At 42.3% G+C, this 15,650-nt stretch carries 8 protein-coding genes and 5 pseudogenes; 3 read left to right on the top strand and 10 right to left on the bottom strand.

The window, feature by feature from the left end; all coding sequences use genetic code 11:
* Positions 1 to 174: 174 nt before the first annotated feature.
* The 4 genes and pseudogenes from PKHYL_RS03845 to PKHYL_RS03830 form a co-directional block, all read right to left on the bottom strand.
* Positions 175 to 1,809 (bottom strand): annotated as a pseudogene (locus tag PKHYL_RS03845) (CTP synthase).
* A gap of 229 nt (positions 1,810 to 2,038) precedes the next feature.
* Positions 2,039 to 3,226: a porin gene (locus PKHYL_RS03840; protein WP_240366017.1), complete on the bottom strand. Its 1,188-nt coding sequence runs from the start codon at positions 3,224 to 3,226 to the stop codon at positions 2,039 to 2,041.
* 195 nt (positions 3,227 to 3,421) lie between these two features.
* A complete protein-coding gene (locus PKHYL_RS03835) occupies positions 3,422 to 4,531 on the bottom strand; it encodes a porin (RefSeq protein WP_071002135.1) in 1,110 nt (369 codons plus the stop codon).
* 591 nt (positions 4,532 to 5,122) lie between these two features.
* Positions 5,123 to 7,334: pseudogene (locus PKHYL_RS03830) on the bottom strand (malate synthase G).
* Between the two features lie 871 nt (positions 7,335 to 8,205).
* On the opposite strand from PKHYL_RS03830, the pseudogene PKHYL_RS03825 reads away from it, so the two are divergent.
* Positions 8,206 to 8,863 (top strand): annotated as a pseudogene (locus PKHYL_RS03825) (tRNA-(ms[2]io[6]A)-hydroxylase).
* 172 nt (positions 8,864 to 9,035) lie between these two features.
* Here the strand turns inward: PKHYL_RS03825 and PKHYL_RS03820 are convergent.
* The 6 genes and pseudogenes from PKHYL_RS03820 to mtgA all read right to left on the bottom strand — a co-directional run bounded on the left by PKHYL_RS03820 (position 9,036) and on the right by mtgA (position 13,816).
* Positions 9,036 to 9,230, bottom strand: a complete 195-nt coding sequence (locus tag PKHYL_RS03820; RefSeq protein WP_071002137.1) for a hypothetical protein — start codon at positions 9,228 to 9,230, stop codon at positions 9,036 to 9,038.
* A 202-nt stretch (positions 9,231 to 9,432) separates the two neighbouring features.
* Positions 9,433 to 9,723 carry a hypothetical protein gene (locus PKHYL_RS03815; protein WP_240366016.1) on the bottom strand — a complete coding sequence of 97 codons (291 nt, stop codon included), beginning with the start codon at positions 9,721 to 9,723 and terminating at the stop codon, positions 9,433 to 9,435.
* Between the two features lie 58 nt (positions 9,724 to 9,781).
* Positions 9,782 to 10,027, bottom strand: coding sequence for a hypothetical protein (locus PKHYL_RS03810; protein ID WP_071002139.1), 246 nt, complete (start codon positions 10,025 to 10,027; stop codon positions 9,782 to 9,784).
* Positions 10,028 to 10,096: 69 nt separating this feature from the next.
* Positions 10,097 to 10,267 carry a hypothetical protein gene (locus tag PKHYL_RS03805; protein WP_197496744.1) on the bottom strand — a complete coding sequence of 57 codons (171 nt, stop codon included), beginning with the start codon at positions 10,265 to 10,267 and terminating at the stop codon, positions 10,097 to 10,099.
* 360 nt (positions 10,268 to 10,627) lie between these two features.
* Positions 10,628 to 12,745, bottom strand: a pseudogene (gene ppk1 / locus PKHYL_RS03800) (polyphosphate kinase 1); the annotation flags it as partial.
* A 384-nt stretch (positions 12,746 to 13,129) separates the two neighbouring features.
* On the bottom strand, positions 13,130 to 13,816 hold the full coding sequence (gene mtgA / locus PKHYL_RS03795; RefSeq protein ID WP_071002140.1) for a monofunctional biosynthetic peptidoglycan transglycosylase: 687 nt from the start codon (positions 13,814 to 13,816) through the stop codon (positions 13,130 to 13,132).
* A gap of 207 nt (positions 13,817 to 14,023) precedes the next feature.
* On the opposite strand from mtgA, the gene PKHYL_RS03790 reads away from it, so the two are divergent.
* Both PKHYL_RS03790 and PKHYL_RS03785 read left to right on the top strand, forming a co-directional pair.
* Positions 14,024 to 14,335 carry a glutaredoxin family protein gene (locus tag PKHYL_RS03790; RefSeq protein WP_058024101.1) on the top strand — a complete coding sequence of 104 codons (312 nt, stop codon included), beginning with the start codon at positions 14,024 to 14,026 and terminating at the stop codon, positions 14,333 to 14,335.
* Positions 14,336 to 14,373: 38 nt separating this feature from the next.
* Positions 14,374 to 15,560: pseudogene (locus tag PKHYL_RS03785) on the top strand (alpha-hydroxy acid oxidase).
* The last annotated feature ends 90 nt before the right edge of the window (positions 15,561 to 15,650 follow it).

The following is a 15,650-nucleotide window of genomic DNA, read 5'->3' as shown; positions in this document are numbered from 1 at the left end:
GATTAAAAAAAAGTATGCAAGCGTAATTAGAGATTATTAATGAGGATATTGACTCGTTAATAACAACAAACAACCTGAGTTGAGCAAAAAAAAGACCAATCCGAAGATCAGTCTTTTTTATAATAAATACTTTTACTTTACACTACATTATATAGAGTTACTCTATTATGAAGACTATTTTGCTTCGCTATGGTTCTTCGCCGCTTTGACAAAACTATTAAACAGTGGATGACCACCGCGTGGTGAGCTAGTAAATTCAGGATGGAACTGTACAGCAACAAACCATGGATGCTCGCTAATCTCTACCGACTCTACCAAATGCTGCTTGGCAGAATAACCAGATATAGTCATACCCGCTTGCTCTAATGGCTCAATATAACGGTTATTCATCTCATAACGATGGCGATGGCGCTCAGTGATATTGTTAGCACCATAAATCTGAGCAAGCTTGCTACCAGAAACCAGCTCTGCTTGCTGCGCGCCTAGGCGCATGGTACCGCCGAGGTCTGAGTCATCGCTACGAATCTGTAGCTCGCCGCGCTCATCTAACCATTCGGTGATAAGCCCAATGATAGGCTCAGCTGTCTTACGATCAAACTCAGAAGAGTTGGCATTGATATTCAGTACATTGCGCGCATACTCTATCACGGCCAGCTGCATACCAAGGCAAATACCTAGATACGGCACATTATTTTCACGAGCATAGGTGATGGCTTTTATTTTACCCATCGTACCGCGCTCACCAAAACCGCCTGGTACTAAGATAGCATTGGCTTCTTTTAGCTGCGCTAGTAGAGTGTCGTCATCTTCTAAACGCTCAGCATCGATGTAGTCGATTTTGACATCGACTTTATGCGTGATACCTGCGTGTAGCAATGCTTCGTTGATCGACTTATAAGCATCTGGTAGCTCAACGTATTTGCCAACCATCGCAACTGTCACTGTTCCTTCAGGATTTAGCTGGGCTTCAACCACTTTATCCCAATCGCTCAAATCCGCTTCGGGCACATCAAGACCGAAACGCTCACAGATGAGATCATCAAGGTCTTGCTCATGTAGCGTGCGCGGGATCTGATAGATACTTTGTGCATCTTCACACATGATAACGGCACGCTCTTCGACATTGGTAAACAGCGCAATCTTGCGGCGGTTGTCTTGCGAGATATGGTGGTCAGAGCGGCAGATCAAGATATCTGGCTGCAGACCGATAGAACGTAACTCTTTTACCGAATGCTGGGTAGGTTTGGTTTTGGTTTCACCTGCACTAGCGATATAAGGCACCAGCGTTAGATGCATGAGCATAGCGCGATTGCGCCCCAGCTCTACTTGCATCTGACGGACAGCTTCCATAAAAGGAAGGGATTCGATATCACCGACGGTACCGCCAATCTCAATAATAGCAATATCATATCCTTCGCCGCTCGCGAGGATTTTTGTTTTTGATTTCATCGGTAATATGCGGAATAACCTGTACCGTACCGCCAAGGTATTCACCGCGACGTTCTTTATTTAAAACATTTTGATAAATACGGCCACTGGTGAAGTTATTACTTTTACTCATTTTTGAGTGACGTAAAAAACGCTCATAATAACCCAAATCCAAATCTGTCTCTGCGCCATCTTCGGTGACGAACACCTCACCATGCTGAAACGGACTCATCGTACCTGGATCGACGTTGATATACGGATCCATTTTGGTCATCGTCACGCTCACGCCACGTGCTTCAAGGACTGCGGCAAGAGGGCTGCGGTAATACCTTTTCCTAGTGAGGACACTACCCCACCGGTCACAAATATAAACTTGGTCATAGTACTCTGTCGGTAATTGGTAAAGAAGGATTTTACTAAAAATACGCTACAAAATATAGGGCAAAAGCGCAAACTCTTTAAAACACTCAGTTTTTAACGCTTAATTGTCATAAGTGCGTAATCATCGTAAATACGTAGCTATTATAACCCACTGCGGCTTTAAAAGGTCACAACAAAAAAACTCACCCCGAAGGATGAGTTTTTTATAATACGTTTTCTAATGTTTAGATTAGAATTTGTATTCAATACCCGTACCTACAATCAAGTCATCTTTGTTATTGTCACGGCTGATTTGCCCTGCATAAATATGACCCGTGGTCGCTTTATTGAATGCATATTCTCCACCAACTGCGATTTCATTTACATCAGCATCTTTTACGCCTTTTTCGTCAGTGGTATTAACATACTGTGCTTTAACTGCCCAAGGTGTTGCACCAACTTTATATTTACCACTAATTAGCCAAGATTTTTCATCTTCACTGGCTTTGTTAACGCGGTTGTTGTTAACGATGCTATAATTATCGTAGTATTGGCTTTGTTGGTATAGAGCACCTAAAGTTAAGCCCGAAACCATATTCATTTTGCCCATATCTAAACCAGCAACCAAACGCCACGTATTATCAATCACGCCAGTATTTACATTGTTAGCACCCATGTCTTTGTCATAAGCACCGGCTAGATAAACACCATTTTTGTCATAGGCTAATAAAGCAGAATAACCGTTATCTTTTACTTTTCTATCACGATAGACTGCAGGCTTCGTACCAGATTCTGCGGAAACGAGAATATCACCGTCGGCATCAGTTTCTGATAATGCGGTAGCTGCCATAAAACTCACTGGCATACCGACAATAACAGGTGATTGATAGGCCACCATATTGTTAGCACGGTATTCACCTGAAACACCCGCATTTTTAATATCAAATAAGCTATCATTAAACACGTCAACTTTGTTTTGTGCAAGTTTCAATGGGGTATCATGGCGTCCCGCTAGTACAGTACCTAAAGTGTTGTGGGCTAAGCCTACATAAGTATTACGTGATCTAAACTGTTGGCTATCGTCATCAACATCAATACCATATTCCAATTGATAGACTAATTTAGTGGTATCAGTAAGATCATCTTCACCTTTAAAACCAATACGTGATTGATTAGAGTTAAGTTTAAATGTATCTTCATCTGTCTTGTTAGCTGCATCGTAGTCTGTACTAACATAATCTAAGGTTAAAAATGCTTTACCATATACAGTTGGCGCAGCATGGGCAGCAGAAACTGAAAGTGCAGCGACGGCTGTGGCTAAAAGTAATTTTTTCAAAGGATATCTCCACTTTACGATTTGAGTGATAAATGGTCTAAGATCATTAGATATATAATGGCAAGGTCCTATACCTTCGAAACCATATATATAGCGAGCCATAAGAACTGCTTAGACATAACTTTACCAAGCAAATATTACAGTAAGATGAAAAAACCAAAGTTTACACAAATGTTATTATTAATTTTACGGATTCTGTTATTTAAGACACGCTGTTGTTCAAGACACAGTATTGATTACAAAACAAAAAAACCCACCCCGAAGGATGAGTTTTTTATTTAGATTCTAATGGTTAGATTAGAATAAGTACTCTAGACCACCACCGATAGCGAGTACGTCAATATCACCACGTAAGTCGATTTCATTAACATTGCCGTCTTCGTCTCTCGAACCAAAACGACCATTGTTTAATTCCGCTGAATTTAGACCAGCATAGGCATGAGCGATCATATTATTTTTAAACGCATATTTGCCACCTACAACGACTTGATTTGAGTCATTATTCTCAAGACCACTGATATTGTCGGTTTTGTCATACTGAATATAAACAGAGGCTGGACGGGCAAAATTCGAAAGACCCATTTCAGCACTCACCACTAAACCGTCCTCTGTTGCAGTAGTAGTACCGGCATAGTCAGCTTCTTGATATAGAACGCCTAACTTTACAGGAGCTGCGATATATTTACCTAAATCGACGCTAGCACTGCCACGGATAATATCACCACTAACACTCATGTCTTGCTCATAAGCAATACCAGCGGTAATGCCTGTACCTGGATCAAACATCAATGAGGCACCATAGCCTGCGTCACGACCACTCTCAGATATAAAGTCTTCATCAGCACCATACATCAGCGCAAGCGCTAATGGTAGATCGTTGTATTTAGGAGCAAACCAGATGATAGAGTTGTTGATACGGTTACCAACGGTCGGGGTCAAAATATTAGCAAAGCTGTCGTTGTTGTTCAGAGTACTAGAGCCAAGATTATCCCAATAACCTTCATTAACTGATACGTTATTGATATAGTCAATGACTGTGTAGTTACGACCAAAACGGAACTGACCGAAATCTTTGTTGACTAGACCAAGATAAGTGTCACGGCTTTTGAAGCCAATGTTATCGCTACCACTATCATCAACTTTAACGCCGTACTCTAATTGGTAAATTACGTCAGTGTTGGCCGTTATCGCTTCAGAGCCTCTGAAGCCTAAACGTGAAATATTAGAATTAACTTGTAATGAACCGTTGTCTTCATTAATTCTGTTATTATTATCCATATTCTGACCATCAATTTCAGCATTAACGTAATCAGTAGTAACGAATACTTTACCATAAACGGTAGGTGCTGCCTGTGCGGCAGATACAGATAGGGCTGCGATTGCTGTAGCTAAAAGTAACTTTTTCATGGGGTATCTCCACTTTACAATTGTAGTAATGAGCAAGCCATTATTAGCTGGCGCCCATAATGGTATCGTCACAAATCCTCAAAGATATAATGTGTAACTGGCTACCAAGTTTAGTCAGAAACAAGTATGGCGAATTTCTATTACAGTTAAGATAAAAACCATGACTCACATAACTGGGATTAAAAACGTAACTGCCATGTAAACTTAAGTCTTATGCGTCCTACTGCGTAACATCCGTTACCAAACTCATACTTCGAGTACAAGCATAACAACTTTGACATAATTTGCAACATATTTTTTCGCTTTTCGATACCCCCAGTATCAAATGACAAGTCACCTATAAAATCCAAATAGCTACAAAAAAAAGCACTATCTACTCAAGCAGATAGCGCTTTTATTGATTAATATCATTACTTATAGTATTAAAATATTTTAATAAAAACAAAATAATTGCCCAAATAGCGCTATCCATTGATAAATAAATAGCGCTTATGAAGAATCGACCAACGTATTTATGACATATTTAGCGTTACAAACGAGCAAGATTAGATACTACACCTTAGACTTCAGCATACGCTAAAATACCCATTGCTAAGCCGGCCTCTCTAAGCATTGGCTTTTTAGATCAAGGCGCGCTTGATGCAACAATGGTTCAGTATAGCCGCTAGGTTGCGCGCGTCCTTTAAAGACCAAATCACAGGCTGCTTTAAATGCATAAGAGTTATCAAAGTTATCTGCCATTGGCTGGTAATCACTATCGCCTGCATTTTGCTCATCGACGACTTTTGCCATACGTTTCATTGTGTCCATCACTTGCTGCTCGCTTACCACATCATGATGTAACCAATTGGCAATATGCTGGCTAGAGATACGTAAGGTAGCACGATCTTCCATCAAGCCAACATCATTGATATCAGGTACTTTGGAACAGCCTACGCCTTGGTTTACCCAACGTACCACATACCCTAAGATACCTTGAGCATTATTTTCAAGCTCTTGCTGCTTCTCTTCTTCTGTCCAATTGGTATTTTTTGCCAATGGAATGGTCAAAATATCATCTAAGCTCGCACGCTCACGTGATTTAAGCGTATCTTGTACATCGGCCACGCTAACTTGATGATAGTGTATGCTGTGCAAGGTAGCGCCCGTTGGTGAGGGTACCCAAGCCGTACTGGCACCAGATTTCGGATGAGCCGCTTTGGTGTCCATCATCTCTTTCATCTCATCAGGTTTTGCCCACATACCTTTACCAATTTGAGCATGACCTTGCAGACCAGTCTCTAGACCGATATCAACGTTCCACTGCTCATACGCAGGTAGCCATGCTTGCGACTTCATGTCGCCTTTTGGCACGAACGGACCGGCATTCATACTGGTATGCATCTCATCACCCGTACGATCTAAGAAACCTGTATTAATAAAGATAACACGCTCTTTTGCTTGGCGAATCGCTTCTTTCAGATTGACTGTGGTACGGCGCTCTTCGTCCATGATACCGATTTTGAGCGTATTACGCTCTAGACCCAATAAGTCCTCTGATGCGTTGAACAAATCATTGGCCATTTTAACTTCTTCAGGGCCATGCATTTTTGGCTTCACAATATACATAGAGCCTTGGCGTGAGTTTGATAGCTCGTTTTTGCCTTTGATATCATTGAGTGATAATAATGGTGTGATTAAACCATCCATTAAGCCTTCAAATATTTGCTCTTGGCCATTGCCTAAATCAACCAAAATTGCGGGGTTCTGCATGAGATGACCCACGTTACGAATCAAGAGTAGCGAACGACCTGGCAAAATCAGCTTACCGCCATCAGGTGTATTATATTCACGATCTGGGTTTTGTTTGCGAGTACGGGTTTTGCCACCTTTTCAAAGGTCTCTTGTAGATCGCCGTTCATCAAGCCAAGCCAATTGCGATAGACTTCCACTTTTTCTTCTGCATCTACAGCAGCGACCGAATCTTCACAATCTTGAATCGCAGTCATGGCTGACTCAAGTAGCACGTCTTTGATATTTGCTGGGTCATCTTTGCCAACTGGATGATTACTATCGATCTGAATCTCAGCATGCAAGCCATTGTTTTTGAGCAAAATACCAGAGGGGCTATCTGCCTCGCCGACATAACCGACGAACTTAGCCGTATCTTTTAGCTCGGTACTGCTATCACCCTGTACGACTTCAAGCTTGCCATCGATCACTTTAAAACTGGTCACATCATTGTAAGAGCCTGATGCTAGTGTGAAATGCTCATCTAAAAATGCTTTGGCATAAGCGACAACAGCAGCACCGCGAGTAGGATTATAGCTACCACCCGCTTCTTGACCATTGTCACTACTGATAACATCGGTGCCATACAACGCATCATATAGGCTACCCCAACGTGCGTTGGTCGCATTTAATGCATAACGAGCGTTACGTACTGGTACGACCAGCTGCGGCCCTGCGATGTGCGCGATTTCGTCATCGACATTTTCTGTACTGACCGTAAAGTCATCACCTTCTGGCAGCAGATAACCAATCTCTTGCAAGAATGTCTTATAAGCTGGATAATCGATTTCGCCATCTTTTGCAGGGTGTTGTAGGTGCCACTCATCAATCTGTGCTTGAATCTTGTCTCGAGTTTCTAGCAACGCTTTATTACGTGGCGTAAATTCCTTGATAACCTTCTCAAAACCTGACCAATAACTGTCTGAATCAACACCAACTTTTGGCAGCACTTCGTTTTCAATAAAGTCATACAACTGTTGGTCGATGGCAAGAATGCCTTTTGAATGCGATTGGCGTTAGAAGACTGGCCCATGTCGTTATCCTTATCTATTGGTGAGTATTGGTAATACTAAATTGCTACAGCGACTATTTGAGACTCGTTATTTTTATCAACAATTATTTATACAATGAAAGATATCATTGCTACCTACGACAACCTATGGTATTTAATGCTGATAAATAATTATTCATTAAAGAGTTTTTCATCAGCCCTAAAATAGACTGTATAAATCTTCTGTTTTGATACAAGAATTGTCATTGGTATAATGCTTGCCATTCTCTACTAAGTGCTATTGATAGCAAGACACTGTGACTAAAGAGCAAAATCCCATCCTACTATCAAATAATAAAATAAACAAGCAAACGCCATTTAGAAAATAAATATTGGGGTTGTATAATAATGATATCGTATAAGATGTAAGCCTCACAGACCATGAATACTATCTAGAAATTAATGAATGCTCAGTTGAGACTAAACTGTAAGTAATCATTACCATCTATAGTTATATAGTGAAACCATTATAAAAATGGTATAGCAAGATTAAACGCTATTTTTCGTAGCCTCTGGAGACGCAGTCACAGCAAGCAAGAAAAGTAGCATTTAATCGAGCGCGTTTTCTATGCTGTATCAATTTTATTGAGGTTCTACTATACTTAAATACTGTCCATGATCTAGACAACTTACTTAGCCGTAGTAACTGTAGCCCATTATTTTGAAAGCATCTATAAATTAGCTGCTTTAAACTCTCATTTATAAAAAAGCCCTTTTAGATTATGACTATAAACCAGCCCGACCTCTCGTCCTTACAATCATCAGCGCATGGTACTGATCACTACGATATTCATAAGGATAACCTCGAAAAGAAGCGCCCCTTTCACCAGTAAATGTCGTTGACGAAAGCAGTATGGACGTAGGGGAAGACAGTGTCGATATCACTCACCTGCGCACACCTATAAAAGTTGATCTATCCCCTATTTATAATTTTTTTGGGGGCGCGCACGACGCAAGCTTGGGTCGATGCGGCTATAGATAACCTACCATTTATCATTCAGGATCATGCCAATTGCGAAAAAAAAGCCGCTGGCACTGCGATGAATTTGATATTTCGGTATGAGTTCTCTTATGATTTGCAACGTAAATTGGCACAGCTCATACGTGAAGAGATGCTACATTACGAGCAGGTGCTTGGCATCATGAACGAACGCGGCCAGGACTGGAAGTATTTGAGTGCAGGTCGCTATGCCAAGGGTATGCTGAAACATAAGCGTACTTATGAGCCAGCAGCGATGGTCGATGTACTGATCATTGGGGCGTTCATTGAAGCGCGCTCTTGTGAACGTTTTGCAGCGTTGGCGGAAGTCATTGATGATGCGCGTTTAGCAAAATACTATCGCTATCTACTAAAGTCAGAGAGCCGCCATTTTGAAGATTACCTTGCGCTTGCCCAGTCATTATCAGATGATAATATCGATGAGCGCGTTGCGTTTTTTAAAGAAGTAGAAGCAGAATTAATAGACAGTCCTGATGCGGAGCTACGCTTTCATAGTGGTACGCCTGCTTAATAGACAGGCATCATTCATTTGTACTTTGAAATCTATAGGTTATAGACACAAAAAGGCATTACCGTTATTCGGGTTATATTTGAACAACGGTAATGCCTCTTTATTTATGCTGATTATTTTCTGACGATCAGCGATACTTTTATGGATCAGAGATACTGGTATATAAATAGTATTACTTATCATCTTCCATCAATGGGCTGTCGTACTGCTTGGCACTCTTAGCCACATTATGCGGATCATGATCGCCTGCTGCTTTGTCTGCTGCCGCTGGATTTACTTTTTGTAGAGCGTCGTCTGGTACGATACCGTTGTTGTCATCTGCATCTTTTAGACTATACTCATCAGTGACGGGCTTGTCATTTGGCATATTTGTCTTACTCCCTATTATAACTATTCATCCAATATTGTAAGCGCCTTTAACTGTTATCTAAATAATATAGATATCAGTCGATAATTACGCAAATATCATAGTCTTCTGCTCAGCTTTCTATTGTCGGTCTAATCTTTATCATCAGGGATTTAAGGTGCGAGTCTGAGCATTATCAACATTAGCATAGCGATTCATGTTGTTAATTTTTTTGGCTATCAGGCCCTTCGCTTGCAACGGTGCTTTCATTGATATTATCATCAAAACCATTACCTGGTTGATCGCGGCGGTCGGGCTGGCGCGCTGGGTTGTCACCATCATTGACGTGCTCAGACTCCACTACACCCTCTTCAAAAGTGTCGGTACCTTTATTTTCATTGACGTTTTCTTCGAGCTCCTCATGGTTTTTCACCGTTTGAGCACTGTCTAAAGTTTCATGCGTGTCCGTTTCTGCGATTCGAGTTTTACTTAAAGCAGGATCTCTGGTTTCCATTGTTTTGTCCTTATTATAATTATTGTTCGTATCGATAACATATTGTGCTTATCATTTGTTAGTCGTCTCGACTTAGATCATAAGCATTTAGGTCCGATACGTTTTTGCCACCCGCAGGCAGATTTTCTTCTTTGCGCGGGTCGACATAGACCTCGTCTGTCTCCTGTGAGGCTTGTTCCGGCCCATCTATATTTGGCTGGTACTTTCGGCCTTCGTAGCTGCCTTGAGGATTTTCTTGCGTCGTAACGGCGGGATCCTCTACAAGGAATTTTTCTTCAGTATTGTTTTTTTCTGGCATGGTCATGGCGTCTCCCTCGCATTATTTATTATCGTTATCTGATTAGTGCTTTGGACGTATGCTGCAAACACACTCTTATTTGTCAGTGCGTAGGTCATCCTCAATGAACGCTGTTTGCTCTTCTTCACTTAGTGATTCAGGCGCATCGACTTTTTTATTGTCTTTTAGATTTTTCTCAATCTCTTGACCGTTTGCTTGCTCTGCTGCTTTTTTGATGTCTGAGGTATCATTGTTCGTCGTACTCATGATGTATTTCCTATTTTTATTGTTGACTGAATTTAGAATTTCTCCGGTGCGGCATCATTATGTACTCAGCCACTTTTAGTCAGTTGCTTTTGTTCAGTTACTTTTAGATAGATGAGTGATGAGGTTTTTGATAAAAATAATAAACTGCACCAGAACTGATGTTAATTATAGGTGGGATACTGTGAGATTCACCAGTGTACTGCCGTATCAATATGTGAATAAATGTGAGGTTACAACACAGTTTGTAACTTTTACAGCGCATTAACCAGAAAAACCAAGCACTGGTATGTACCAATACTTGGTTAAATAGTGTTTGACTAAATAGTGCTTGGTCAAATGATGAAGATAGCACTCAATCAGTTAGCTGGACTCTTCAACACCATTAATCACTTTCAATAAGTGTTCTTGAGCAACGTGTGGCGTCTCCCCCTGCTGCTGGCTGAAGCTGCTGCCAAACGCCTGTGCCATCCAGTGTCCACGCTTGCGTGTTGTCTTGTAAGTAATTGATCAAACCATCTTGATATATCTGCTTAAAAAGCTTCTTATTTTCGATTGGAAAGGCCACCTCAACGCGGTGGAACAGGTTACGATCCATCCAGTCTGCGCTGCCACAATACAAACGCTCATCCCCATTATTATAGAAATAATAAATACGGGTATGCTCCAAAAATCGGCCAATAATAGAGCGTACAGTGATGTTTTCAGATAGGCCTTTTACTTGCGGACGCAAGCAACACATAGAGCGCAGGATCAGCTCAATTTTGACGCCTACCTGCGACGCATCATACAATTTGTCAATCAGGCGACGCTCAGTGAGCGCATTGGCTTTGACGATAATATGAGCGCGCTTGCCTGTTTTAGCATGGGCAATCTCATCATCGATAAAGCTCATTAGTTTTTCGTGCAACGTAAAAGGGGCATGTAGCAGTTTTTTGAGATTGGCAGGTTTGCCCATACCAGTGAGCTCTTGAAATATCTTATGCACATCTTCTGAGATATCAGGATCGGCACTGAATAAACCATAATCTGTATAGACCTTGGCATTGGCCGCATGATAGTTGCCTGTGCCTAGGTGGACATAGCGGCGGATTCGATCTTCTTCACGGCGCACGATGAGCATGAGCTTGGCATGGGTCTTGTAGCCGACGATGCCATAAACCACAACCGCACCTGCTTCTTGTAAATAGTTGGCGACAGCAATATTGGAAGCTTCATCGAAACGCGCACGCAACTCAATGACGGCAGTGACTTCTTTGCCATTTCGAGCGGCAGCGGCAAGCGCTTTGACGATCTCTGAGTTGGTACCTGAGCGGTATAATGTCTGCTTGATCGCCAACACTTTGGGATCGCTAGCTGCCTGCCAAAGCAGATTAATAATGGGTAAAAATGCATGAAACGGATGATGCACCAGTACATCGCTTTTACGCATAGCGGCAAACATACTGGATGATTTATCTGATTTATCCATATCTCGGCGAAAGGCTTTTGGCACGGCATAAGTAAATGGCTGATAACGCAGTCCCGGAATATTAAAATCAAACAATAAGCGCGTCAGATTCACAGGGCCATTGACACGATACAGCTGATTGTCATGCAACTCAAACTCATTGAGCAGATACTCACTGATGTGCGCTGGGCAGTCGGTTGTGACCTCAAGACGGACTTTGTCACCGAAACGGCGGTTTTCAAGCTCGCCCTCGAGTGCCTTGGCGATATCTTCTACATCATCCGCCAGATCTAAATCTGCATTACGCGTGAGCCTGAACTGATGACAACCCGTCACACTCATACCAGGGAACAGCTCACCGATATGCTCATGAATGATGGCTGATAGCATCACATGATGCTCTTTACCACCCGTTAGCTCATCTGGCAGACGAATCACACGCGGCAGACTGCGCGGCGCTGGTACAATCGCCAAGTTGATGTCGCGACCAAAAGCATCTTTGCCTTCTAATGTGGCAATAAAGTTCAGGCTTTTATTGACCAATCGCGGGAATGGATGCGCAGGATCAATGCTTATCGGCGTCAATACTGGCACGACTTGCTCGGTAAAATAACGCTTCATCCAAGCAGACTGCTCGGCATTGAGCTCATCACGTTTTAGGTAGCGGATATCCTCGAGCGCAAGAGCGGGCAAAATATCTTCATTCAGAATGCGATATTGCTCATTGATAGCGTCGTGAGTGATCGCAGAGATCTCGTTTAACACCTCGCTTGGGCGCATACCATGCGCACTGGTCGATACGTCACCGATATTGAGCTTTTGCATGATACCTGCAACACGAATCTCAAAGAATTCATCGAGATTCGATGAAAAATAATGAGAAAAAACAAGCGCTCAAGCAGTGGGTGACGAGGACTGGCTGCCTGCGCCAATACACGCAGATGAAACTGTAATAAAGACAAATCTCGATTGATATAACTGCTGGGTGAATAGCTGCCGTCTTCTGAGCGTTGCCAGTCGATGTCGGTCAGATCATTATAGTTACTGCTTACGCTCATATTTTTATCAACGTTTTCGTTGCCATCTTCACTCACACTATTAACGTCGATAATCTCGTTCATATCACCGCTGTTCTGATTATTATTTATCTCTACCACGTTACTACTCCTTTTGCGTTATCGATGCGCCGTCGTCTTTATACTATCGTCTTAAAGGTTATTAACTATAGTCGGTTCACTATAAAATCGATACAATAAGATTAAACGCTATTTTTCTTGCTTGCTGTGACTATGTCTCCAGAGGCTGCGAAAAATAGCGTTTAATCAAATGAATTTATTATCCTGTATCGTTTTTATTTAGACTTAACTATATTATTCTTTCCCGTTATTCTTGTTGTTAAGGCTTCTTTTAAAAGATTAAGACGCTTGCGGTAATACGGCGTTTTTCATGCGTTTTTTGATAATACGTTGCTTGTTGCGCAAGCCTCTGTCACCTTGATTGTCTTCGTAATACTTCGGATTGGTAAGCATCCCAATGAGGAGCGCTGATTCGTCTCGGTTCAGATTGGCCGCAGATTTATCAAAATAATGGTGCGCGGCGGCATCGATACCATAGATACCATTACCAAATTCTGCCACATTAAGATAAGCGGTCAAGATACGCTCCTTGTCCCACAGTGTTTCTATCATGACAGTAATGACAGCTTCTTCTGCCTTACGTACATAAGAGCGATGCGAGGTCAAAAACAGGTTTTTTGCCAGCTGTTGGGTGATGGTTGAACCACCAGCGGACATTTTGCCCGTTTCTTCATTTTTCTTTTGTGCCGCTTTGATACCGTCGATATCGAAGCCATTGTGCTGGCTAAACGTGGAATCTTCACTCACGATCGCTGCTTGTTTGACAGACTTGGCGATGGCATCGTACTCAGCCCATGTCTGCGTAACGGTACCGCCCGTTAGACGATGGGTTAACATAAACATGCTATTGTTGATTGGCTGTGTTTTCCAAATTAACAGTAGTCCGGTGACTAGAATATGAAATGCCACAACCAATAATACAATTGCCAACAACAGACGTTTTATGAACTTACCAAAACTTGTCATGCGTGATATCCGAGTGATTAAAAAAGTAATAAGCTGAGAGAAAATGAATAATCTTAGACAGGAACTCATCTTACCTAATCTCACAATCGCTGTCATTATTTACACCACTTCTTTATGATGTAATAATGAACCAACTATTTTTACTTTTTATCAAAATAGCCTAATAATCAGCATTTTTTGGCATACTTTAAGCTCAGAGATCTCACCATGCATAATAATAGTATAGAAGTATTACGAGCGCGTGTTATTGCCGCAAGCCCAAACCTCAATACTACTGAGAATAGCAATCAATGGTGGCTACTAGGGACCTCTGGCTGTCATTTATGTGATATCGCTGAGCAAATACTTGCACAGTTTCAGTCGGTACAACCAATCACTTACCAAAATGTCGATATTGCAGACTTTGATGAGGCGCTTATGATGGATTTTGCCACGTCTATCCCTGTGATTTTGACTCCATCACAGCGATTAAATTATCCGTTTTCAGTGATGGATTTGCAGCAACTGCTTACGTCATAACATCAAACCGTCTATACATTATTTGTAGTGAGGATCCTATGATAAATCTAGAAAAAATGACCGATATTGAAGATCTGCGCCGTGTCGCTGAGCGTAAAGTGCCGCGTATGTTCTATGACTATGTCGATTCAGGCTCGTGGACTGAGACCACCTATCGTAATAACGAGACTGACTTTGACCGTATCAAGCTGCGCCAGCGCGTATTGGTCGATATGGATAACCGCAGTCTGGCAACGAGTATGATCGGTGAGCCAGTCAAGATGCCTGTAGCCATCGCCCCAACGGGATTTACCGGCATGATGTGGGCAGATGGTGAGATACATGCCGCACGCGCCGCTGAAAAATTCGGCGTGCCCTTTTCACTCTCAACCATGAGCATTTGCTCTATCGAAGATGTCGCCACTCATACTAGTAAGCCGTTTTGGTTTCAGCTCTATGTCATGCGCGATCAAGACTTTATGGCCAATCTGATTCGCCGTGCCAGAGATGCCAATTGCTCAGCACTTATCTTGACCGCCGACTTACAAGTGCTTGGACAACGTCACAAAGACATCAAAATGGTCTATCCGCACCGCCCAAACCCACATTAACCAATATCATCAACCTCATGACCAAGCCGCAATGGTGTATGAATATGCTGGGCACCAAACGTCGCACGTTTGGTAATATCGTCGGTCATGCACAAAATGTTGAGGATCTGTCATCACTCTCTGCTTGGACGGCAGAGCAATTCGATCCACGTCTGAGCTGGGACGATGTAGCGCGTATCAAAGACATGTGGGGCGGTAAACTTATCATAAAAGGTATCATGGAGCCTGAAGATGCTATTATGGCGGCTCGCAGTGGCGCGGATGCCCTAGTCGTCTCAAACCATGGCGGTCGTCAGTTGGATGGCGCGTTATCTTCTATCTCTGCCCTCGCAGACATCGTACAGGCAGTCCATGCCGAAAACAGCGACATCGAGGTGTGGCTCGATAGCGGGATTCGCTCAGGTCAAGATGTACTAAAGGCTATCGCATTGGGCGCAAAAGGCACGATGATCGGTCGCGCTTTTCTCTACGGATTGGGAGCGTATGGTGAAGACGGGGTGCGCCGCGCGCTTGAGATTATCTATAAAGAGTGTGATATATCTATGGCATTCTGTGGTCATACCGATATCAATACTGTCACGGATAATATCTTGGTAAAAGGCACGTATGAAAACCTCAAAGTGGGTCGTTTTTAGAGCGGCTTAATGTCTAGCGATCGACGTTTAAAACTGGCTATACATAACATAATTTGCTCATACCCTTTATACTGTCTCTATAACTTTTTG

This window comes from Psychrobacter sp. KH172YL61, assembly GCF_007182895.1.
GTDB lineage: Bacteria > Pseudomonadota > Gammaproteobacteria > Pseudomonadales > Moraxellaceae > Psychrobacter > Psychrobacter pacificensis.
This window is presented reverse-complemented; position numbering and strand designations above follow the sequence as displayed.